General features: G+C 37.5%; 26 protein-coding genes. 22 read left to right on the plus strand and 4 right to left on the minus strand.

Annotation, left to right across the window (positions count from 1 at the left end):
• The first annotated feature begins 13 nt into the window (after nt 1–13).
• The 6 genes from AC0C45_RS01585 to AC0C45_RS01610 all read left to right on the plus strand — a co-directional run bounded on the left by AC0C45_RS01585 (nt 14) and on the right by AC0C45_RS01610 (nt 5,977).
• Nucleotides 14–1,276: a peptidase U32 family protein gene (locus tag AC0C45_RS01585; RefSeq protein WP_034648827.1), complete on the plus strand. Its 1,263-nt coding sequence runs from the start codon at nt 14–16 to the stop codon at nt 1,274–1,276.
• 7 nt (nt 1,277–1,283) lie between these two features.
• Complete coding sequence (udk, locus tag AC0C45_RS01590; RefSeq protein ID WP_013059280.1) at nt 1,284–1,919, plus strand: uridine kinase; 636 nt, start codon at nt 1,284–1,286, stop codon at nt 1,917–1,919.
• A gap of 218 nt (nt 1,920–2,137) precedes the next feature.
• Nucleotides 2,138–2,614 (plus strand): transcription elongation factor GreA, encoded by a 477-nt coding sequence (gene greA / locus AC0C45_RS01595; protein WP_013059279.1) that lies wholly within the window; start codon nt 2,138–2,140, stop codon nt 2,612–2,614.
• 119 nt (nt 2,615–2,733) lie between these two features.
• A complete protein-coding gene (locus AC0C45_RS01600; RefSeq protein ID WP_026106703.1) occupies nt 2,734–3,291 on the plus strand; it encodes an isochorismatase family protein in 558 nt (185 codons plus the stop codon).
• 121 nt (nt 3,292–3,412) lie between these two features.
• On the plus strand, nt 3,413–5,179 hold the full coding sequence (locus tag AC0C45_RS01605; RefSeq protein WP_171776598.1) for a peptidoglycan D,D-transpeptidase FtsI family protein: 1,767 nt from the start codon (nt 3,413–3,415) through the stop codon (nt 5,177–5,179).
• Nucleotides 5,180–5,296: 117 nt separating this feature from the next.
• Nucleotides 5,297–5,977 (plus strand): YrrS family protein, encoded by a 681-nt coding sequence (locus tag AC0C45_RS01610; RefSeq protein WP_328142806.1) that lies wholly within the window; start codon nt 5,297–5,299, stop codon nt 5,975–5,977.
• Between the two features lie 13 nt (nt 5,978–5,990).
• Here AC0C45_RS01610 and AC0C45_RS01615 read toward each other — a convergent pair whose 3' ends face one another.
• Entirely contained in the window at nt 5,991–6,206 is a 216-nt protein-coding gene (locus AC0C45_RS01615) for a DUF2536 family protein (protein WP_013085082.1), read from the minus strand.
• A 138-nt stretch (nt 6,207–6,344) separates the two neighbouring features.
• Between AC0C45_RS01615 and AC0C45_RS01620 the strand changes: the two genes are divergently transcribed.
• The 6 genes from AC0C45_RS01620 to AC0C45_RS01645 all read left to right on the plus strand — a co-directional run bounded on the left by AC0C45_RS01620 (nt 6,345) and on the right by AC0C45_RS01645 (nt 10,744).
• Nucleotides 6,345–6,986 (plus strand): class I SAM-dependent methyltransferase, encoded by a 642-nt coding sequence (locus AC0C45_RS01620; RefSeq protein WP_472927885.1) that lies wholly within the window; start codon nt 6,345–6,347, stop codon nt 6,984–6,986.
• 17 nt (nt 6,987–7,003) lie between these two features.
• The gene (gene mtnN / locus AC0C45_RS01625) at nt 7,004–7,699 is read left to right on the plus strand and encodes a 5'-methylthioadenosine/S-adenosylhomocysteine nucleosidase (protein ID WP_013085081.1); all 696 of its coding nucleotides are present in this window, start codon (nt 7,004–7,006) and stop codon (nt 7,697–7,699) included.
• A 142-nt stretch (nt 7,700–7,841) separates the two neighbouring features.
• Nucleotides 7,842–8,765, plus strand: a complete 924-nt coding sequence (locus AC0C45_RS01630; protein ID WP_472927886.1) for a PLP-dependent cysteine synthase family protein — start codon at nt 7,842–7,844, stop codon at nt 8,763–8,765.
• A gap of 1 nt (nt 8,766) precedes the next feature.
• Nucleotides 8,767–9,900, plus strand: coding sequence for a bifunctional cystathionine gamma-lyase/homocysteine desulfhydrase (locus AC0C45_RS01635; protein WP_047932577.1), 1,134 nt, complete (start codon nt 8,767–8,769; stop codon nt 9,898–9,900).
• Nucleotides 9,901–9,981: 81 nt separating this feature from the next.
• Nucleotides 9,982–10,212, plus strand: coding sequence for a YrhC family protein (locus AC0C45_RS01640; protein WP_013085078.1), 231 nt, complete (start codon nt 9,982–9,984; stop codon nt 10,210–10,212).
• Between the two features lie 391 nt (nt 10,213–10,603).
• On the plus strand, nt 10,604–10,744 hold the full coding sequence (locus AC0C45_RS01645; RefSeq protein ID WP_013059269.1) for a YrzI family small protein: 141 nt from the start codon (nt 10,604–10,606) through the stop codon (nt 10,742–10,744).
• Nucleotides 10,745–10,914: 170 nt separating this feature from the next.
• Here AC0C45_RS01645 and sigK read toward each other — a convergent pair whose 3' ends face one another.
• Nucleotides 10,915–11,643 carry an RNA polymerase sporulation sigma factor SigK gene (gene sigK / locus AC0C45_RS01650; RefSeq protein WP_013059268.1) on the minus strand — a complete coding sequence of 243 codons (729 nt, stop codon included), beginning with the start codon at nt 11,641–11,643 and terminating at the stop codon, nt 10,915–10,917.
• 216 nt (nt 11,644–11,859) lie between these two features.
• Between sigK and AC0C45_RS01655 the strand changes: the two genes are divergently transcribed.
• Entirely contained in the window at nt 11,860–12,009 is a 150-nt protein-coding gene (locus AC0C45_RS01655; RefSeq protein ID WP_013085077.1) for a hypothetical protein, read from the plus strand.
• 174 nt (nt 12,010–12,183) lie between these two features.
• On the opposite strand, the gene pssA is transcribed toward AC0C45_RS01655, so the two are convergent.
• Nucleotides 12,184–12,723 (minus strand): CDP-diacylglycerol--serine O-phosphatidyltransferase, encoded by a 540-nt coding sequence (gene pssA / locus AC0C45_RS01660; protein ID WP_034648840.1) that lies wholly within the window; start codon nt 12,721–12,723, stop codon nt 12,184–12,186.
• 114 nt (nt 12,724–12,837) lie between these two features.
• On the opposite strand from pssA, the gene AC0C45_RS01665 reads away from it, so the two are divergent.
• Nucleotides 12,838–13,620: a phosphatidylserine decarboxylase gene (locus tag AC0C45_RS01665; protein ID WP_013085076.1), complete on the plus strand. Its 783-nt coding sequence runs from the start codon at nt 12,838–12,840 to the stop codon at nt 13,618–13,620.
• 73 nt (nt 13,621–13,693) lie between these two features.
• Here the strand turns inward: AC0C45_RS01665 and AC0C45_RS01670 are convergent, their stop codons facing one another.
• Entirely contained in the window at nt 13,694–13,834 is a 141-nt protein-coding gene (locus tag AC0C45_RS01670) for a sporulation histidine kinase inhibitor Sda (RefSeq protein ID WP_013059264.1), read from the minus strand.
• Between the two features lie 549 nt (nt 13,835–14,383).
• Here AC0C45_RS01670 and AC0C45_RS01675 point away from each other — a divergent pair.
• Genes AC0C45_RS01675 through AC0C45_RS01710 form a run of 8 tightly spaced genes read left to right on the plus strand, consistent with a single transcriptional unit; the run spans nt 14,384 to nt 19,476 of the window.
• Nucleotides 14,384–14,896: a YqeG family HAD IIIA-type phosphatase gene (locus AC0C45_RS01675; protein WP_013059263.1), complete on the plus strand. Its 513-nt coding sequence runs from the start codon at nt 14,384–14,386 to the stop codon at nt 14,894–14,896.
• A 3-nt stretch (nt 14,897–14,899) separates the two neighbouring features.
• The gene (gene yqeH, locus AC0C45_RS01680; protein WP_013085075.1) at nt 14,900–16,006 is read left to right on the plus strand and encodes a ribosome biogenesis GTPase YqeH; all 1,107 of its coding nucleotides are present in this window, start codon (nt 14,900–14,902) and stop codon (nt 16,004–16,006) included.
• Between the two features lie 19 nt (nt 16,007–16,025).
• Nucleotides 16,026–16,865, plus strand: a complete 840-nt coding sequence (gene aroE, locus AC0C45_RS01685; protein WP_016765605.1) for a shikimate dehydrogenase — start codon at nt 16,026–16,028, stop codon at nt 16,863–16,865.
• 18 nt (nt 16,866–16,883) lie between these two features.
• A complete protein-coding gene (gene yhbY / locus AC0C45_RS01690) occupies nt 16,884–17,183 on the plus strand; it encodes a ribosome assembly RNA-binding protein YhbY (RefSeq protein WP_013059260.1) in 300 nt (99 codons plus the stop codon).
• 60 nt (nt 17,184–17,243) lie between these two features.
• Nucleotides 17,244–17,816: a nicotinate-nucleotide adenylyltransferase gene (locus tag AC0C45_RS01695; RefSeq protein WP_171777810.1), complete on the plus strand. Its 573-nt coding sequence runs from the start codon at nt 17,244–17,246 to the stop codon at nt 17,814–17,816.
• Nucleotides 17,803–18,375, plus strand: coding sequence for a bis(5'-nucleosyl)-tetraphosphatase (symmetrical) YqeK (yqeK, locus tag AC0C45_RS01700; RefSeq protein ID WP_034648849.1), 573 nt, complete (start codon nt 17,803–17,805; stop codon nt 18,373–18,375). Before AC0C45_RS01695 ends, yqeK begins: the two co-directional genes overlap by 14 nt.
• Nucleotides 18,368–18,721 (plus strand): ribosome silencing factor, encoded by a 354-nt coding sequence (rsfS, locus tag AC0C45_RS01705; RefSeq protein ID WP_472927887.1) that lies wholly within the window; start codon nt 18,368–18,370, stop codon nt 18,719–18,721. The genes yqeK and rsfS overlap by 8 nt, the downstream gene beginning before the upstream one ends.
• On the plus strand, nt 18,718–19,476 hold the full coding sequence (locus AC0C45_RS01710; RefSeq protein WP_047932583.1) for a class I SAM-dependent DNA methyltransferase: 759 nt from the start codon (nt 18,718–18,720) through the stop codon (nt 19,474–19,476). The genes rsfS and AC0C45_RS01710 overlap by 4 nt, the downstream gene beginning before the upstream one ends.
• Nucleotides 19,477–19,478: the final 2 nt, after the last annotated feature.

Below are 19,478 nucleotides of genomic sequence, written 5' to 3' on the forward strand. Positions count from 1 at the left end.
GGAGGTACAAACGATGGCTGTTCAAATCGATACTGTAGTAGAAGGTAAACGAGTTATTACTAAGAAGCCTGAGTTGTTAGCTCCAGCCGGTAACCTTGAAAAATTAAAAGTTGCCGTACACTATGGAGCAGATGCTGTGTTTATCGGAGGAAAAGAGTTTGGCCTTCGTTCAAATGCAGATAACTTTACATTTGAAGAAATGGCAGAAGGTGTTCAGTTTGCAAACAAATACGGTGCACGTATTTATGTTACAACAAACATTTTTGCTCATAATGAAAATATGGACGGACTTGAAGATTATTTAATGGGATTAGAGCGCGCTGGTGTTTCTGGAATCATCGTAGCTGATCCGTTAATTATCGAAACCTGTCGACGCGTTGCACCTAAGCTTGAAGTACATTTAAGTACGCAGCAATCACTTTCAAACTGGAAAGCCGTTCAGTTTTGGAAAGAAGAAGGATTAGAACGTGTTGTACTTGCTCGTGAAACGGGTGCTGAAGAAATGCGCGAAATGAAAGAAAAAGTGGATATTGAAATTGAAGCTTTTATTCACGGAGCGATGTGTATTGCTTATTCAGGCCGCTGCGTGCTAAGTAACCATATGACAGCGCGTGATTCAAACCGCGGAGGCTGCTGTCAATCATGCCGTTGGGACTATGATTTATTTAAAGTAGAAGACGGTAAAACGGAAACGGCTTTATTTGATGAGCAAGACGATCCGTTTGCAATGAGTCCAAAAGACTTAAATTTAATTCAATCTATTCCTCAAATGATTGAGCTGGGTATTGATAGCTTAAAAATTGAAGGACGTATGAAGTCGATTCACTATATCGCAACAGTGGTGAGCGTGTATCGCAAGGTGATTGACGCATACTGTGCAGATCCTGAGAATTTTGTGATTCAACAAGAATGGCTTGATGAGCTAGACAAATGTGCAAACCGCGATACGGCTCCTGCCTTTTTTGAAGGAGTTCCTGGAGTAGATGAGCAAATGTTTGGCGTACACGGCAAGAAAACAAAATTTGATTTTGCTGGTTTAGTATTGAATTATGATGAAGAAACAAGCATCGTGACATTGCAACAGCGTAACTATTTTAAACCGGGAGAAGAAGTGGAATTTTTCGGTCCGGAAATTAAAAACTTTACGCAAAAAATAGATAAAATTTGGGACGAAGATGGCAATGAACTAGATGCTGCGCGTCATCCGCTGCAAATTGTGAAATTTAAAGTGGACCAACCTCTATTTTCATATAACATGATGCGAAAGGGGATTTAAATATAAAATGGGGAAAAAGCCCGTTGTAATCGGTATCGCTGGTGGATCCGGTTCTGGTAAAACAACTGTAACCAAAGCTATTTATGAATATTTTAAAGGGCATTCTATTATGCTTCTTGAGCAAGACTATTATTATAAAGATCAAAGCGATGTACCGTTTGAACAGCGTTTGCAAACAAACTACGATCATCCTTTAGCATTTGATAATGATTTGCTGATTGAACACTTGCAAAACTTATTAAATTATGAGAGCATTGACAAACCGGTATATGATTACGCAATTCATACGCGCTCTGAAAAGGTAATTAGAGAAGAACCAAAAGATGTTATTATCTTAGAAGGTATTCTTGTACTAGAAGATCAGCGCTTGCGTAATTTAATGGATATCAAGCTATACGTAGATACAGATGCGGATCTTCGTATCATTCGTCGTATGCTTCGTGATATTAAAGAACGAGAGCGTACGCTTGAGTCAGTTGTTGATCAATACGTATCTGTCGTTCGCCCGATGCATAATCAGTTTGTTGAACCAACAAAACGTTATGCAGATATTATCATCCCTGAAGGCGGTCAAAACCACGTAGCGATTGACTTGATGGTCACTAAAATTCAAACAATTCTTGAACAAAATGCCATTTTATAATAACATAGCATAGATGCAGGAATTTTTTTGAAGACAATGCAGACATATTCTGCTAACTAAACACAAACATTATAAAGAATAGAGAAACGAGCAGCTTCTATTTTGAAGCTGTCATTTCTCTATTAACTGATTTTTCCACAGAGTGGAAAATTTTTTGTACATACAGAAATGGACTGTATACACTAGAGATTTTGAGTTCAAGAAGGAGTGAAGGGATTATGGCACAAGAAAAAGTATTTCCAATGACAGAAGAAGGAAAGCTAAAGCTAGAGCAAGAGCTAGAATATTTAAAAACAGTAAAACGTAAAGAAGTTGTAGAGCGTATCAAAATCGCCCGCAGTTTTGGAGATTTATCGGAGAACTCTGAGTACGATTCTGCAAAAGACGAGCAGGCTTTCGTAGAAGGACGTATTACAACGCTTGAAAATATGATTCGCAATGCGAAAATTATTGAAGAAGATGTAGAAAACTCTTCTATTGTATCATTAGGTAAATCTGTAACATTTGTAGAGTTGCCAGATGGTGATGAAGAAACGTATACAATTGTAGGTAGTGCAGAAGCAGATCCGTTTGAAGGGAAAATTTCAAATGATTCGCCAATTGCTAAAAGTCTAATGGGCAAACAAATTGGAGATCAAGTAACTGTTCAAACTCCTGGTGGAGATATGTCAGTGAAAATTGTATCTGTTAAGTAAAACATCTGGTTGGAAGCGTTCTACTGAATGCTCGTAAGTAAAAAAGCTGACACGCGTCAGCTTTTTTTATATGATTTTAAAAAGCGGAGAGAATAGAAAAGATATGTAAGAAAGGAAAGATGAAAATGAAAGATATCGATTTTGCTAAAACAGCGCTTGTTTTAATTGATTTACAAAAAGGGATTGTTCCAATTGGAGGAGACGAAATTGTGGAGAAATCTGTTCAGCTTGTGAATCGTTTCCGCGAACAAAATGGATTTATTAGTTTTGTACGAGTAGATTTTCAAGATGGAAAAGATGCGTTGACGCCAGAAACGGATCAAAAGCCATCTGCTCCTCAAGAAAGACCTGCAGACTGGGCGGAATTCGATCCAAGACTTAATGTTCAAGAGAATGATTATATTGTGACAAAACGTCAGTGGGGAGCCTTTTTTGGGACAGATTTAGACCTTCAGCTTCGCCGAAGAGGAATTGATACAATTGTCCTTTGCGGAATTGCAACAAATATTGGTGTGGAAAGCACAGCTCGTGAAGCATTTCAGTATGGGTATAACCAAATTTTTATCACGGATGCCATGGCGACATTTACAAAAGAAGAGCATGAAGCAACACTTTCTTACATCTTTCCGAAAATAGGAAAGCTAAGAACAACTCAACAATTTTTAACAGAAAATTAATAATAAAAACTTGCTGAATCAGCAAGTTTTTTGTGAAATGAAAAAAAGAATGAATATTTCTTAAGATAATGGTTTTAAAAGTAATGGCAACGTCGACACTTGTAAAGAGTGAGGTGTAGTCATGAAAATAATTCACAAGCGAATTTATATTACTCTTATTTTTATTTTATTATTAATTAGTGGACTGGGAGCACGGCTTGTTCAACTTCAGCTTGTCAGCACAGAATCTTTTACTGACAAAAAGATTAACTTAATTGAAGGAAGCGTAAAACAGCGTACGCAGGAAATGGTGGTAGATGACGGGCGAGGGAAATTTGAAGATAAAAATGGACAGTCTTTAACATCTATCACGCATAATCGCTTAGTCCTGTTTCCGTTTTTAGAAAAAATGAAGTGGCCTGTTCAGCAAGTAAGTGAAATCGTGGGAATGCAACCAAAGGAACTAACGAACAGACTAGCGAATGCTAAAACACCGGTTGTTATTACAAAAGAATTATCCCATGCACAAGTCGAAAAAATAAATGCATTAAAGGTACCTGGCGTATTTGGAATTCCTCTAAAAGATGAGCGTCCAGTTCCTCTTGCTGAACATTTAATCGGACTAGAGGCACAAAGCAGACAAATAATTGAAGAGAAGTATAGTGACAAATTGAAAAATGGAGCAATTAAATCAACTACGCCTGTAGGTATCTCAGGGATGCAGAGGGCTTTTGACGAGTTTTTGCTGCCGGAACAGGAGTCTAAGCTCCTTTATCATGTTGATCGCCTAGGTGGGCCTATGTTTGGCATCGATGTAAAATACACAGGCACAGCTAACCCTTATTATCCAGTCAGTGTGCGTACGACGCTTGATTTGTCTGCTCAGGAGCTAGTGGAGAATACATTAAATCATTATAAGTTAAAAGACGGAGGAGCCGTCTTAATTGATATAAAAAACAATAAAGTAATTGCGATGGCCAGCAGGCCTTCGATTAATAAGAAAGATCCATTTAAAAAGCAAAATGGTTCAGACAGCGTAGAAAATCGTTTGCTGACGCCACAAACTCCTGGATCTATATTTAAAACCGTAACAGCAGCTGCAGCGCTTGAACAAAATAAAATTCAGCCTTCTTTTACCTATAACTGCGATAAAAGTATTTATGGCAATAATGTAGAAGAAGATCATCAAAAAGGGCAGCTGACGTTTGAAGAAAGCTTCGCGCAAAGTTGTAATGCAACGTTTGCACAGCTAGCAAAAGAAATGATAATATCTAATCCGAATACCCTTGAACAATATGCCGATAAGTTAGGGCTTATTCAGCCTGTAGGATGGACGGGTGATGTGTTTCATTTTGAACATTTTAAGCAGTTTTTAGGAGAAAAATCGGGAAGAGTTTGGACAAATGAAAGAGAAAAAAAAGTACCAAATGCTGTAGCTCAAACGGCAATTGGACAGCTTGATGTAAAAGTGACTCCGCTTGCAGTAGCAAATATGATGGCGACAATTGCACGCGGAGGAGAAAAGAAACAGGTAAAAGCTGTAGATGCGCTAGAGTATAAAAACAACACGTCATTGTATACGTTTAAAGAGCATAAGCTAAAAGGAGATACCATTAATAAAGCCACAGCTGCTTCTATGCAGCAGCTTTTAAAAGGTGTCGTACAGAGCGAAAAAGGAACAGGAAGAAGATTTCAAACCCTTCCTTATGAAGTGGCAGGAAAGTCAGGAACTGCTGAAATCAATGTGAAAGACGATATCGTCAATAAATGGTTTGCGGGTTACTTTCCTGCAGATGATCCAAAATATGCTATGGTAGTAGTGGATTTAAATACAAAAAGTGCGATATCTCCCACAAACAGCGTATTTTATGATATTGTTAAAGGGATGTATGACTTAAATACACGTTAAAACAAGAAGAATTTGTAAAAAATATTACAAATATACTTCAAATAAATTTTGATGCTTCATGTATAAGAAAACACATGTTAGAATAAAGCATTATAAAAGTTGGAGGAAATTGTAGCAATGAATAACAATCGTTCTTCAAGACACGAAAACAAAGAAAAAAAAGTAAACCGATTATATAATCTGTTAATTGCTGTCGTAGCAGTTTTAATTGTATTTGTCGGTGGTACGATGATTCTTGGAAATAAGGATAAATCGGATAACCAAGCGGAAACAACTCAAAACAATCCGCAAACAAATGACCAAAAAACGGACAAGACGGCTAAAAAAGACGATGATTCTTCGAAAGATGATCAAGCAACAGATGATCAAGCAACAGATGATCAAGCAACGGACGATCAAAGTTCTGAAGATGACCAAAGCTCTGAAGATGATCAAGCAACAGATGAAGAATCAAATGACTCAGATTCACAGGCTGAAGTAGAGAAAAATCCAGAGCCTGGCGTGGCAGAACGCAAGGTAGATCCTTCATGGGATTCAGTAGGTACGTCACAAGATGCACCTGCAGCAACTTATAAAAAAGGATCAACGGATTGGAACGAAATGCTAAAAGCTGTAGGCGAAGGGTCAGGCATTAGCCCAAGCAATATGACCGTATGGCGTTTAGGGAATAACGGTGGCGTAGGTAAAGCCGTAGCTACGGTTAGTCCTAAAGGCAACTCATCAACAAAATATCGCGTTCAAATTGAATGGGTAGATGGAGAAGGCTGGAAGCCCGCAGTAGTGGATAAGCTTCAATAAGAAAAGCAGCGCGCTAGCGCTGCTTTTTTAGTTTGAAATGAACAACCGCAGAGTACAGTTTTTTACCTTGTTCATAGTCCACAGACATTTGATGAGATACGCTATGCACCTCAAGCAAAATCGCTTTATTTTGATCAATTTTTTCCGCAATTTGTTTCTCAAGCATTTTAACATCAGGCGCTTCAAAAAATTCTATTTTATCTTCAATCATTTCAAATTCAAAATTCATCTTACGACCTCCTTACCTCATTACTATAGTATAGCAAATAGAAAGTTAAAAGCTTAAAATATTTGTAAATGAAGAACAAACGATAGCTAAAAACATACTATATCCATAAGAATTATTAGTTATAAGGAGGCGTTTTTTATGGGTCTAGAGTTTTTAGATATCTTTGAAAAGTGGGCGAATGAGTATGATGCATCGGTAAGCGGGAAAGATGAACAGTATAGAGAAGTGTTTCGCAATTATAATGAAATCTTAGAGTATGTAGCAGACCGTTCAATAGGGCATGTGATAGAATTTGGAACAGGGACTGGAAACTTAACAAAAAAACTGTTAGAAAAAGAACTGACTGTAGTAGGAATTGAACCTTCAGTACCAATGAGACAATTGGCACACCAGAAATTAGGGACAGATGTTTTAGTCACACCAGGAGACTTTTTACAATTTGATACATCATTGTTTCCAGCAGAGAGCTTAGTTAGTACGTATGCTTTTCATCATTTAACAGATAAAGAAAAAGAAGAAGCTGTGATAAACTATGGAAAGTTACTTCAAACCGGTGGTAAAATAGTGTTTGCTGATACAATGTTTGAAACAGCGGATTCATTTGCTGATACCATTGTTCAGGCAAAACGAAAAGGGTATACGCAACTAGCAGAAGATCTAGAGAGGGAATACTATACAACCATTCCCGTCTTAAAGCAAATCTTTGAAAGCAATGGTTTTCACATAACCTTTACACAATTTAATCACTTTGTGTGGGTATTGGAGGCAACGAAACAATAGTAGAAAGAGGTTTTAAAATGAAAGTAGCAATCATTGGAGCAATGGAAGAAGAAGTGACGATTTTACGCGATAAAATTGAAAATCGTCAAGAAACAGTAATCGCAGGATGTGAATACTCGACAGGAACAATCAGCGGTGTGGAGGTTGTATTATTAAAATCAGGTATTGGAAAAGTAAATGCGGCGTTATCTACAGCCATCTTACTAGAAAAGTTCAAACCTGATTACGTTATTAATACAGGATCAGCAGGCGGCTTCCATCCGGAGTTAAACGTAGGAGATGCGGTTATTTCAACAGAAGTTCGTCATCATGATGTAGATGTAACGGTATTCAACTATGAATACGGTCAAGTACCAAACTTGCCTGCAGCTTTTAAAGCAGATGAAAAACTAGTTCGTCTTGCTGAAGAAAGCGCTCTTGAAGTAACGGATATGAAAATTGTAAAAGGACTAATTGCTACAGGGGATTCGTTCATGAACGATCCTGTGCGCGTAGAGTTTGTCCGCTCTAAGTTTCCAGACCTGTATGCAGCTGAAATGGAAGCGGCGGCTGTTGCTCAAGTATGCTATCAATTTGACGTACCGTTTGTTATTCTTCGTGCTCTTTCTGACATCGCCGGCAAAGAATCAAATGTTTCTTTCGAGCAATTTTTAGAAAAAGCAGCTGTTAATTCAACGAAATTAGTATTGAATTTTATTACAAAATTAAAATAAGCTGTTCGTAAAATATAGAGTTTGTTTTCGTCTACACTCTGCATCGTTTATCATAACATGGGGTGTAGACTATATTTTCACCTTAATTCCGACTTAATTTATAGGTTAAGTTATATTATTCTTTAGCGAGGTGTTCAAGATTATGAAGGTAGCCAAAAACGTTCATGAATTGATTGGAAACACACCTGTGATTGAGATTACACAATTTGATTTACCCAGAGAAATCAGGATATTTGCTAAACTGGAATATGTTAATCCAGGAGGAAGTGTAAAAGATCGTTTAGGAAAAGAACTGCTGAAAGAAGCTCTTAGCTCTGGAAGACTAAAGCGAGGCGGAACGGTGATTGAGCCTACTGCTGGAAATACGGGGATTGGGCTGGCTTTAGCTGCTCTTCAGCACGAAATAAACGTCATATTATGTGTTCCAGAAAAATTCAGTATTGAAAAACAGCAGCTTATGAAGGCTTTGGGGGCAACTGTGGTTCAAACACCTACTGAAGCTGGTATGAAAGGTGCTATAAACAAGGCTCAAGAGCTGCTGCGTGAAATACCTGGTTCTTATTGTCCTCAGCAGTTTGCTAATCCGGCCAATCCTCTGACTTATTACAAAACCTTAGGGCCAGAAATATATGAACAGCTTGATGGGAAAATCGACGTGTTTGTAGCTGGAGCAGGTACAGGTGGAACATTTATGGGTACAGCAAAATTTTTGAAAGAAAAAAATCCTTCTCTAAAAGCAGTCATTGTTGAGCCAGAAGGTTCGATTTTAAAAGGTGGGAAATCCGGCCCTCACTTAACTGAAGGAATTGGAATGGAGTTCATCCCTGATTATATGGATCGGTCTTATTTTAATGCTATTCATACTGTTGAAGATTTTTATGCTTTTCAAAGAGTGAAAGAGCTGGCTTTAAAAGAAGGGTTACTAGTAGGGAGCTCTTCAGGAGCAGCCTTCGAAGCAGCCCTGCTCGAAGCAAAAAATGCAGAAAAAGGCGCTCATATTGTCACTATTTTTCCCGATAGCAGCGAACGGTACTTAAGTAAAAATATTTACAGTGGAGGAAGATAAGATGAAACGTAAAACACAATTAATTCATGGTGGAATTGTTGGCGATGAACAGACGGGTGCTGTCTCTGTTCCTATTTATCAAGTGAGCACTTATAAACAAGAGGGAGCTGGAAAACATACGGGATACGAATATTCGAGAACCGGTAACCCTACACGACACGCCTTAGAAGAACTTATCAAAGAAATTGAAGGAGGATATGCTGGGTTTGCGTTTGGATCTGGTATGGCAGCTACTACTGCTGTATTCATGCTGTTTAACAGCGGAGATCATGTGCTAATTACAGATGACGTATACGGAGGAACGTACCGAGTGATTACAAAAGTGCTGAGCCGTATTGGCATTGAAGCTACTTTTATTGATACAAGCGACATCGAAAATATTAAGAAAGAAATTCGCCCTAACACAAAAGCTATTTATATCGAGACTCCCACGAATCCTCTCCTAAAAATTACTGACTTGCAGCAGGCTTCTTCAGTAGCTAAACAGCATCACTTACTTACCATCGTTGATAACACATTCAGTACCCCGTATTGGCAAAACCCTATCGAAAAAGGTGCGGATATCGTTCTGCACAGTGCAACTAAGTATCTAGGCGGCCACAGTGACGTTGTAGCAGGGCTAGCCGTTGTGAATTCGCTTAAATTGGCAGAAGACCTCCATTTTATTCAAAATGCGACTGGAGGCATTTTAGGACCCCAAGATTCTTGGCTGTTGATGAGGGGGATTAAAACATTAGGAATACGAATGGAAGAACATGAATTCAACACTGGGAAAATAGTAGAATTTTTACTTGCTCATCCTGCTGTTATAAAAGTATATTATCCAGGATTAAACACTCACCCAAACCACCTCATTGCTAAAAAGCAAGCAAGAGGTTTTGGGGGAATGGTTTCTTTTGATGTGGGAAGCGAAGAGAAAGCGGAACAAGTACTGAGCAAAGTGAAGTATTTTACATTAGCAGAAAGTTTAGGAGCCATTGAAAGCCTTATTTCCATTCCTTCTAAAATGACTCATGCTTCTATACCGAGCGACCGACGTAAAGAGCTAGGAATTACAGATGGATTAATTCGTATTTCTGTAGGCCTTGAAGATGTAGAAGATTTAATTGAAGACTTAGAAGAGGCATTGAAATAAGGGTGGTAAAAATAGGATTTTTATAGACCTATAGATCTATGATAGAGTAGAGTTATAACATTCTACTGAGAAGGTGATTGTATGAAAGCTCAACGCATCAAAGCAAAAATTGAAGATTACAGCCGCTTTATTTACGTCCTTCTAGCCGTAAGTACATTCTTGTACATTGGTGTTATGATTGGCCAAGGTGAAAAAAGTGATATGCAGCTTGGAATAATGGAAGCCATCGTTATTCTTTTTGCCGCCCTTGCCTTTTATTTTAGTTATCAAACTAAAAAACTGAAAAAAGAACTAATGAAAGAAAAAGAATAATAGATATAAAAAGGCGATCATACATCGTCTTTTTTTTATGAGGGTTGAAAAAAATAAAAAAATTCCCTATTTTTCAAAAAAACAGTTTACTTTTTATGAGTCCGTGGATATAATTACCATTGTAAGGAAAATACTTTATTAAAAGGAGGTCGAGTCATATGTTAAGACGTTTATCAGTTATGGGTCATCCAGTTTCAACTATGTTCAAAAATCGTCTATATACGTATACTATTCGGCCGTGTTCCTGTATCAAGTAACTTTCTTACTTTGATCATTAAAACACGTTAATTCACCACAGGTGCGAATAGTAGCCCTGTGGTTTTTATTATTTTTCAGCCACAGGATGCTTATGCATTACTGTGGCTTTTTTGTGTATAAGGAGGTGATTGTAATGACACTGAACATTTTCTTTTTAACTATTACCATAAAGTCTCGTCAATACTCTGAGGCAGAAATTAAGCATGAACAGTATGTAAGACAATTAGAAGAAGAAATAAAAGACCGCAAGTATGAGTTTTACCGTCATTTCTAATTTGAACAGTGGAAAGGAGTGGATGAATGATGATTAATCAAAAAGGATATATCGTTGTATGGCTGCTTGTGGAGAAAGATTCCACCTAAATGATTAGTAGGGGGAGTAATGATGTGTTTGCTACGGATTATTATTTGGAAATTATTTTAAAAAAAGAGCGGAAAGAAGGATTAATTCTCCTTCTTTCCGCTCTTTTTTTTCTCTTTTTCGGCTCTGTAAAATTCGTGAAACATTTTCATGAGCGCTCGCTTTTCAATTCGCGAAACATAACTTCTTGAAATATTTAATTCTTTTGCAATTTCTCGCTGGGTTTTTTCATCCTGCAGATCCAAACCGAAGCGACCAACAATTACTTCCTTTTCCCGATCATCGAGAATATCGATGTATTCTTTTATTTTTTCTAATTCCATATTTAGTTGAATCATATCAATTACATCGTCTGATTCTGATTTTAATACATCAATCAAACTGATTTCATTTCCTTCTTTATCCTGACCAATTGGATCATGCAGAGACACATCTTTTTTTGTTTTTTTGAGCGCTCGCAAGTGCATCAATATTTCATTTTCAATACATCGTGCGGCATAAGTAGCTAATTTTGTTCCTTTTCCCTGCGAATAACTTTCGATTGCTTTAATTAAACCGATTGTCCCAATTGAAATTAAATCTTCCGCATCCTCTCCCGTGTTTTCAAACTTTTTAACAATATGCGCAACGAGCCGGAGATTGTGTTCGATAAGAAGGTTTCGCGCTTCTTGATCTCCTTGTTCCATTAAAGATAAATATCTCTTTTCTTCAGCAGCAGACAAGGGTTGAGGAAAGGCATTGTTTTTTACGTAGGAAACAAGGAAAACCAATTCTTTAAAGAAATAGCCTAGTGCGGTAAATAATGCAGACATCTCTTCACCTCCATAAGGGGATATCAACTTGTGAGAGACTAACATTACACTATATGTAAAAAGAAGGATGTCTTTGCCTGTACGTTTAAAATTCCCCCCGGGGACAAGAGAGTTTGAAAAAGTCCACAGATTTTTCTTTATAGATAGTTACCAGCCTATACAGGGAAAAGGTATGTACATACGCTAGTAGTAGTTCATAGTGTAAGGAGGGAAAGTATGTACGGTTACGGAGGCTGCTGTTATCCTAATTATCCAGCTTACCCATGTGGAGGAGGCTTCGGCTGGGGACTTGGATTGTTGATTGTTCTGTTTGTCCTGTTATTAATTTTCGGAAGCTTCTATTGGTTTTTTAGCTGCTGGTATTAAAAAAACTCATGCATGCGCATGAGTTTTTTTAGATGACATATCCTACCGAATAGAACCATTCATTTTTAAGAATTCTTAAGGAATTTTCGCTTTGTTTCTTAAAGAAGATGATTTATTCTATAATTAAGAAAAGAAGCAAGACGATAATATTCCTCTGCAAAAGTAAATGGAGCTCTACACTTTTTTTAGCTTGAAAGTACTAATCATCAAGCAAGCGAGTACGATAATTAAAAACATATAAAAGTGTGAAGGCAAATAAGGGACGCCCAAGTAGCTAAGAGTTAATAAACAACCTGCTGCGGTAATAGGGAGCCCTGTAAAATACCCAGTATTTTCTGTGATGTTAAAGCGGGCAAGACGAAGTGCTCCGCAAGCAATGTAACAGATGGTAACAATTGAACCTGCAGCACCAAAGTGAGACAAAATACTTTGATAAAGTAGTAGAGCTGGAGCGATGCCAAATGATATAATATCGCACATGGAGTCCAGTTGTTTTCCAAGTTCAGATTCAATTTGCAGCTTTCTGGCTACCATGCCGTCGAATCGGTCTGCTAACGCTGCTAAAAAAATTAGTAATAAACTTAAGTTCAATTCATTTTTCATGACAAATAAAATAGCAAAGCTTCCTAAACTTAAATTAACAATCGTTAAGGAGTTTGCTGCTTGGGATCTCAGCTTTTTAATTGTATGATCTAGATACTCTAATAAAAACAATTTCCTCACTCCTTTAAAGGATGGAATGAACTAAAGGTAAAAATAATGGTAATTTCATTGTAGACGCAAACCTTATTCTAGTAAAGAACTATTCAGTATGTGGAGGTAAAATTATTGTTGCAGCACCTGTATCGAACATTTATTGAGCTTACGAATCATCAAGGATCATCGAAGCTCATTCGAAAATTCACTTTCTCTAAATGGAGTCGGTTTGTTATACCCTCCTATACAAAAGTTTTTAAAGTAAATAAAGAAGAAATGGACAAGCCTCTGCATCACTATCAAACCTTACACGAGCTATTTATTCGCCGTTTGAATCCTTCTGCCCGTCCGGTCGATCAGCAGAAAGACAGCGTTGTCAGTCCTGTAGATGCAAAGATAGAAGCATATGGAGTCATTACGCCTCAAAAAGAAATGATTGTAAAAAACAAACCTTATTCTATACAGGAAATGGTTTCAAATGATCTCATTCTTGAAAAATATATAGAAGGACAGTTTATTATTCTCTATCTTAGTCCGAAAGACTATCATCGCATTCACAGTCCTCTTAAAGCCCAAGTGGGGAATACGTGGACTGTTGGACAAAAGTCTTATCCAGTAAATTCATTAGGAATCAAGTACGGGAAAGAACCGCTGGTGAAAAATTTCCGGAAGCTCACGGAGTTAACATTTGAAAATGGTCACATGCTGATGGTAAAAGTAGGAGCCATGTTTATCAACAGCATTGAAGCGGTTTCTAAAAAAGAAGTAGTGGAAAAAGGGGAAGAAATGGCTTACTTCACGTTTGGTTCGACTGTCATTTTATTATTTGAGAAGAACTCAATCACTTTTGATTCTAACGTTCACTCAGGTTCTTATGTAAAGTATGGAGAACCAATTGCTCATTTGAAAAAATAGAGCCTATATAATAAAAGAGTAGATAGATAAATGAAGATGCAGCTTTCTTTTATTAAGAAGGCTCTTTTATTCGTTAAGAAGGAATTTGTATGCTAATCTTTAATGATCTTCTTTCAATTTCCTCTTCAATTAATTTTATAAAATCAGGGCTTAATTGCAGTTCGGTTGCTTTGCTGTATGATTCAATAAGCAGCTCATCTGATAATTTTCTCATAAGATTGCCGCCACCTCCTACTAAAATAAATATCCTAAAAAGTTATATTTAAATGCTACTAAATTCCTTATTTATAATCTAACATGAATCAAATAAAGGAACAATCGTTCTGTTATCCACAGCTTTCGGTGGATAAAATGTGGGTATGTTGTTTATAATTACCATTAATTGCTGAACTATAACAGAGGATAATGTGTATAAACTTATCCACATAATTAGGCTTATCATTTTTTGTCGAAAACTTTTAACAGAATTTGTTTACCCCTTACCCTATTTGATAAGTAATAAACGTTTTCTGCACTATTTTTTATTTTAAGTTTGCAGAGAGTGAATATATCGTAAGCCTACGAACAAATAGAGGTTTGCTACCTTTTGTCAATAACTTTCTGTATAAAGTTAAAGCATTCACAAGGCATATCCTTTATACTAAGAAAAGACCTGTTTTTGAAGAGAATAAAATTTTAGGTTGGAAAATAACAAGAAGTCGTTATAATGATAGACGGCGTTAATTTTAGTATGTAACTATATATTCGAGGTGCATGATACGTGTTGAAACTTTTTTTACCAAATGAACATGTGAAAAACGTGTTTCAAATTAAGCCAGACGATTTGAAAGAGCGCGGAATAAAAGGAATTATTACCGACTTAGATAACACGTTGGTAGAATGGGATCGCCCTGATGCCACTCCGGAATTAATTGAGTGGTTTCAGTTAATGAAAGATAGTGGAATTAAAATTACGATTGTATCGAATAATGTGGAGAAACGAGTCAAGCTGTTTTCAGATCCAGTTGGACTTCCATTTGTATATAAAGCACGCAAACCGATGCGTAAAGCATTTAGAAGAGCTCTTCGTGATATGGAGCTGCAAAAAGATGAGGTTGTAGTTATTGGTGACCAGCTTTTAACGGATGTATTAGGAGGAAATCGTCTCGGCGTATATACGGTTTTGGTTGTACCAGTTGCGCAAACAGATGGATTTGTAACGAAATTTAACCGTAAAATGGAACGAAGAATTCTAGGTTGGATGAAACGAAAAGGTATGATTAACTGGGAGGATTAAAACGTGAGTGAAGAAAAATTACAGTGCGTAGGATGCGGAGTGGAGATTCAAACAGAACGACCGGATGAACTAGGCTATGCTCCAAAATCAGCACTAGAAAAAGAAGTTATTATTTGCCAGCGATGCTTTCGCTTGAAGCATTATAATGAAGTACAAGATGTTTCTTTAACAGACGATGATTTTTTAAAAATCTTAAATGGAATTGGTCAAACGGACGGTTTAGTTGTAAAAGTTGTAGATATCTTTGACTTTAACGGCAGCTGGTTACCTGGTTTGCATCGATTTGTTGGAAATAACAAGGTTCTTTTAGTGGGAAATAAAGCAGATTTACTGCCAAAGTCTATAAAGAAAAATAAACTAATTCATTGGATGAAGCGAGAAGCGAAAGAGCTTGGGCTAAAATCAGTGGATGTGTTCCTCATGAGCGCGCAAAAAGGACAAGGAATTCGAGAAATTGCCGAAGCCATTGAACATTATCGCGAAGGTAAAGATGTATATGTTGTGGGATGTACAAACGTTGGTAAATCAACATTTATCAATGCCATTATTAAAGAAGTAACGGGAGAAAAAGATATTATTACTACATCTCAATATCCGGGCACAACGCTGGATATGATTGATATCCCGCTTGATAACGGCGCATCTTTATATGATACGCCTGGTATTATTAATCACCATCAGATGGCTCACTATGTAGATAAACGAGACTTAAAGCTGATTTCTCCTAAAAAGGAAATAAAGCCGAAGGTTTATCAGCTAAATGAAGGGCAAACGTTATACTTTGGAGGACTGGCGCGCTTAGATTATGTACAAGGAGGCCGCAAGTCATTAACATGTTATGTATCAAACGATTTGCATATCCATCGTACGAAGCTTGAAAAAGCAGATGAGTTGTATGAAAAGCAAGCAGGTGAACTGCTTCAGCCGCCGCGCCCAGAGCAAATGGATGAGTTTCCTGAACTGGTTGCACATGAATTTACAATAAAAAATGAAAAAACGGATATTGTTTTTTCAGGGCTGGGCTGGGTGACGGTTAATGAGTCAGGTTCAAAAGTTGTGGCGCATGCACCAAAAGGAGTCGGCGTATTTGTGCGCGATTCTTTAATTTAAACAAAAAGGGGAAAAAATCTTGAGTACATTATATGGGCTAGTTGGTTATCCGCTTGGGCATTCACTATCGCCATTGATGCAAAATGATGCCTTTAAACGTCTGAATATGGATGCTCATTATGAAGCTTTTCCAATTGAACCTGTTCATTTTGAGTCAGCCATTGGAGAGCTAAAAGATAAAAACATTCAAGGATTTAATGTCACTATTCCTTATAAAGTTGATATTATGAAGCATTTGGATGAAGTCGATCCATTAGCAAAGGCAATTGGCGCTGTAAATACAGTTGTTAATCAAGATGGCCGTTATATTGGATACAATACCGACGGAGAGGGGTATGTGACGTCTTTACTCAAAGCAGTAGAAGGAAGCTTATCCCAAAAAAGAATTTTAATTATTGGAGCTGGAGGAGCCGCAAAAGCTATTTTTTATACAATTGCAGCTCAGCATGCTCCCGAGGTAATTGCGATATGCAATCGTACCGTCGAAAAAGCAGCTGTATTAGCTAACGAGCTGCCTTTTTCGACGAAAACGGCGGCGATGTCTATTTCTGATGCAGAAAAACAATTAGATACATTCGATATTATTATTAATACCACTTCAGTGGGAATGTATCCTAACGTGGATGAGCTGCCATTAGCACTTACTTTATTGCAAAAAGAAGCCGTAGTCAGCGATATTATTTACAACCCTTTAAAAACAAAGCTTTTAAAAGAGGCTGAAGCAAAAGGGGCAGGCACTCATAACGGTGTCGGTATGTTTGTACTGCAAGGTGCACTTGCATTTGAAAAGTGGACGAACGTCCGTCCTGACGAAGAGGCAATGGAACACATTGTTCTTTCAACACTAACTAAGAGATAAGATACAACGGAGGTTTTTATGTTAACAGGTAAACAAAAACGTTTTTTACGTTCAAAAGCACATCATTTAAATCCAATTTTCCAAGTAGGAAAAGGTGGAGTCAACGAAAATATGATTGGTCAAATTGCTGATGCATTAGAAGCAAGAGAATTATTAAAAGTAAGCATTCTGCAAAACTGTGACGAAGATCGTGATACGGTTGCTGCTCGATTAACAAAAGGAACAAAAGCAGAGCTTGTACAAGTGATTGGAAATACAATTGTATTATATAAAGAATCACGCGAAAATAAGCAGTTAATGCTTCCAAAAGTGAAATGAAATAGAGCGGGGAAACCCGCTCTATTTAAAAATGAAGTAAATTAAAGGAGTCGGGGATTGTTGAAGAGTATTGGAATTTTAGGTGGAACATTCAACCCGCCTCATTTGGGGCATTTAATGATGGCAAATGAGGTTTTGCATGCCTTGAAATTAGATGAGATATGGTTCATGCCGTCGTACATTCCACCTCATAAAACAATCAAAGAGCCTATTGAGCCATATCATCGTTTACACATGCTAAAGCTAGCTATTGAAGAACATGATCAATTTACCCTGCAGCCGATCGAATTTGAGCGCAAAGAGCCTTCATATACATACGATACGATGAGAATACTAACGGAGAAATATCCAACGTATCAGTTTCATTTCATCGTTGGTGCTGATATGGTAGAATATTTGCCGAAGTGGTATGAAATTGATGAATTAGTCAATTTGGTTACATTTGTAGGTGTAAAACGCCCGGGGTATACCATTACGTCCCCTTACCCGATAAAAGAAGTAGAAGTTCCGCAGTTTGATGTCTCCTCTTCCTTTATTCGCGAACGAGTAGTAAAGAAAGAAACCATTCGTTATTTTATACCTGCTAGTGTTAAACAATATATCGAGGAGAATCAATTATATGAATCGAACTGAGGCATTAGAAATCGTAAAGAAACAGTTAACAGAACGCCGTTATATTCATACTGTCGGGGTAATGGAAACAGCAATTGAATTAGCTAAGCGTTTTGAAGCAGACGAAAAAAAAGCAGAACTGGCTGCTATTTTTCATGACTACGCCAAATTTCGTCCAAAGGAAGAGATGAAGCAAATTATTATTGATCAAAACATGAGCCCTTCTTTATTGGAATACAATACCGAATTATGGCATGCTCCAGTAGGCGCGTTTTTAGTGAGAAATGAAGTAGGGATTACGGATAAGGAAGTATTGGATGCGATTGCTTACCATACATCCGGAAGACCTGGCATGACGTTACTTGAAAAAATTGTGTACGTTGCTGATTACATTGAACCCGGAAGAAGATTTCCAGGTGTTGATGAAGTGCGGGAGTTAGCTAAAACGGACTTAAATGCAGCACTTATTCAATCACTGAAAAACACCATTTCTTTTTTAATGACGAAACATCAGGCCGTTTATCCCGATACGATGATGACATATAATGATTTAATCTTAGGAGGTCAAACACATGACTGAACGTGAATTGCTATCTCTTGTTGTAGAAGCAGCCGACGATAAAAAAGCAATCGATATCGTAGCGTTAAATATGGAAGGAATCTCACTTGTGGCAGATTATTTTGTTATTTGTCACGGTAACTCAGATAAACAAGTGCAGGCAATCGCTCGTGAAATTAAAGAAAAAGCACACGAAAAAGGCATTTCTGTGAAGCGTTTAGAAGGATTTGAGCAGGCTAAGTGGGTTCTTGTTGATCTTGGAGATGTTGTGGTTCACATTTTCCATAAAGATGAGCGCGGATATTATAACTTAGAACGCTTATGGGGAGATGCACCATTTGTAAGTTCAGAAGAGCTACAGCTATGAGCAGGTACGGAGAATTTGCCTACGTATATGATCAGCTAATGGCAGACGTTCCGTATGACGATTGGGCTGAATTTTTTAATCAGCAGGTGGCAAAAGCGAAAAAAAAGCCTGACAGTATATTAGACCTTGCCTGCGGCACGGGAGAACTCTCCGTTCGATTTGCACAAGAAGGTTTCTCCGTAGTAGGCGTTGATTTGTCTGATGATATGCTTATGGTAGCCCAGGAAAAGGCGGCAGAAGCAGGGTTAACGCTATCTCTTTTTCAGCAAAACATGGCGGAACTTGAGTTATTGAAAGAGTTCGACTGTGTAGTAATCTTTTGTGATTCTTTGAACTATTTGCAAAGTGATAAAGAAGTTCAAGAAACCATTCAACGTGTATATAAGCACTTAAAACCAGGTGGGCTCTTTATATTTGATGTTCATTCAGTGCACAAGATGAAAGACGTATTTGGAAATCAATCTTTTTCTTACGTAGATGAAGACGTGTCATATATTTGGAACTGCACCTATGACGATACAGACACGCGCGTAGAGCATGATATTACGTTTTTTGCTTATGATGAAGAAATGGATGCATATCATCGCTTTGATGAGGTGCATACTCAGCGCACTTGGTCGATTGACGATTATCAATCATGGCTGAGCGAAGCTGGTTTTATAAATATAGAAGTAAGTGCAGATTTCAAAATGAGTGAGCCTACTTCAAACAGTGAGCGCATCTTTTTCTCTGCGCAAAAAAAAGAAGCCGAGTAGAG

It is taken from the genome of Priestia sp. VA7, assembly GCF_055710015.1.

What these genes read in the sequence shown, in the direction of transcription:
- AC0C45_RS01585 (WP_034648827.1), top strand. Translation starts at nt 14, where the DNA reads ATGGCTGTTCAAATCGATACTGTAGTAGAAGGTAAACGAGTTATTACT.
- udk (WP_013059280.1), top strand. Translation starts at nt 1,284, where the DNA reads ATGGGGAAAAAGCCCGTTGTAATCGGTATCGCTGGTGGATCCGGTTCT.
- greA (WP_013059279.1), top strand. Translation starts at nt 2,138, where the DNA reads ATGGCACAAGAAAAAGTATTTCCAATGACAGAAGAAGGAAAGCTAAAG.
- AC0C45_RS01600 (WP_026106703.1), top strand. Translation starts at nt 2,734, where the DNA reads ATGAAAATGAAAGATATCGATTTTGCTAAAACAGCGCTTGTTTTAATT.
- AC0C45_RS01605 (WP_171776598.1), top strand. Translation starts at nt 3,413, where the DNA reads ATGAAAATAATTCACAAGCGAATTTATATTACTCTTATTTTTATTTTA.
- AC0C45_RS01610 (WP_328142806.1), top strand. Translation starts at nt 5,297, where the DNA reads ATGAATAACAATCGTTCTTCAAGACACGAAAACAAAGAAAAAAAAGTA.
- AC0C45_RS01615 (WP_013085082.1), bottom strand. Translation starts at nt 6,206, where the DNA reads ATGAATTTTGAATTTGAAATGATTGAAGATAAAATAGAATTTTTTGAA.
- AC0C45_RS01620 (WP_472927885.1), top strand. Translation starts at nt 6,345, where the DNA reads ATGGGTCTAGAGTTTTTAGATATCTTTGAAAAGTGGGCGAATGAGTAT.
- mtnN (WP_013085081.1), top strand. Translation starts at nt 7,004, where the DNA reads ATGAAAGTAGCAATCATTGGAGCAATGGAAGAAGAAGTGACGATTTTA.
- AC0C45_RS01630 (WP_472927886.1), top strand. Translation starts at nt 7,842, where the DNA reads ATGAAGGTAGCCAAAAACGTTCATGAATTGATTGGAAACACACCTGTG.
- AC0C45_RS01635 (WP_047932577.1), top strand. Translation starts at nt 8,767, where the DNA reads ATGAAACGTAAAACACAATTAATTCATGGTGGAATTGTTGGCGATGAA.
- AC0C45_RS01640 (WP_013085078.1), top strand. Translation starts at nt 9,982, where the DNA reads ATGAAAGCTCAACGCATCAAAGCAAAAATTGAAGATTACAGCCGCTTT.
- AC0C45_RS01645 (WP_013059269.1), top strand. Translation starts at nt 10,604, where the DNA reads ATGACACTGAACATTTTCTTTTTAACTATTACCATAAAGTCTCGTCAA.
- sigK (WP_013059268.1), bottom strand. Translation starts at nt 11,643, where the DNA reads ATGTCTGCATTATTTACCGCACTAGGCTATTTCTTTAAAGAATTGGTT.
- AC0C45_RS01655 (WP_013085077.1), top strand. Translation starts at nt 11,860, where the DNA reads ATGTACGGTTACGGAGGCTGCTGTTATCCTAATTATCCAGCTTACCCA.
- AC0C45_RS01670 (WP_013059264.1), bottom strand. Translation starts at nt 13,834, where the DNA reads ATGAGAAAATTATCAGATGAGCTGCTTATTGAATCATACAGCAAAGCA.
- yhbY (WP_013059260.1), top strand. Translation starts at nt 16,884, where the DNA reads ATGTTAACAGGTAAACAAAAACGTTTTTTACGTTCAAAAGCACATCAT.
- yqeK (WP_034648849.1), top strand. Translation starts at nt 17,803, where the DNA reads ATGAATCGAACTGAGGCATTAGAAATCGTAAAGAAACAGTTAACAGAA.
- rsfS (WP_472927887.1), top strand. Translation starts at nt 18,368, where the DNA reads ATGACTGAACGTGAATTGCTATCTCTTGTTGTAGAAGCAGCCGACGAT.
- AC0C45_RS01710 (WP_047932583.1), top strand. Translation starts at nt 18,718, where the DNA reads ATGAGCAGGTACGGAGAATTTGCCTACGTATATGATCAGCTAATGGCA.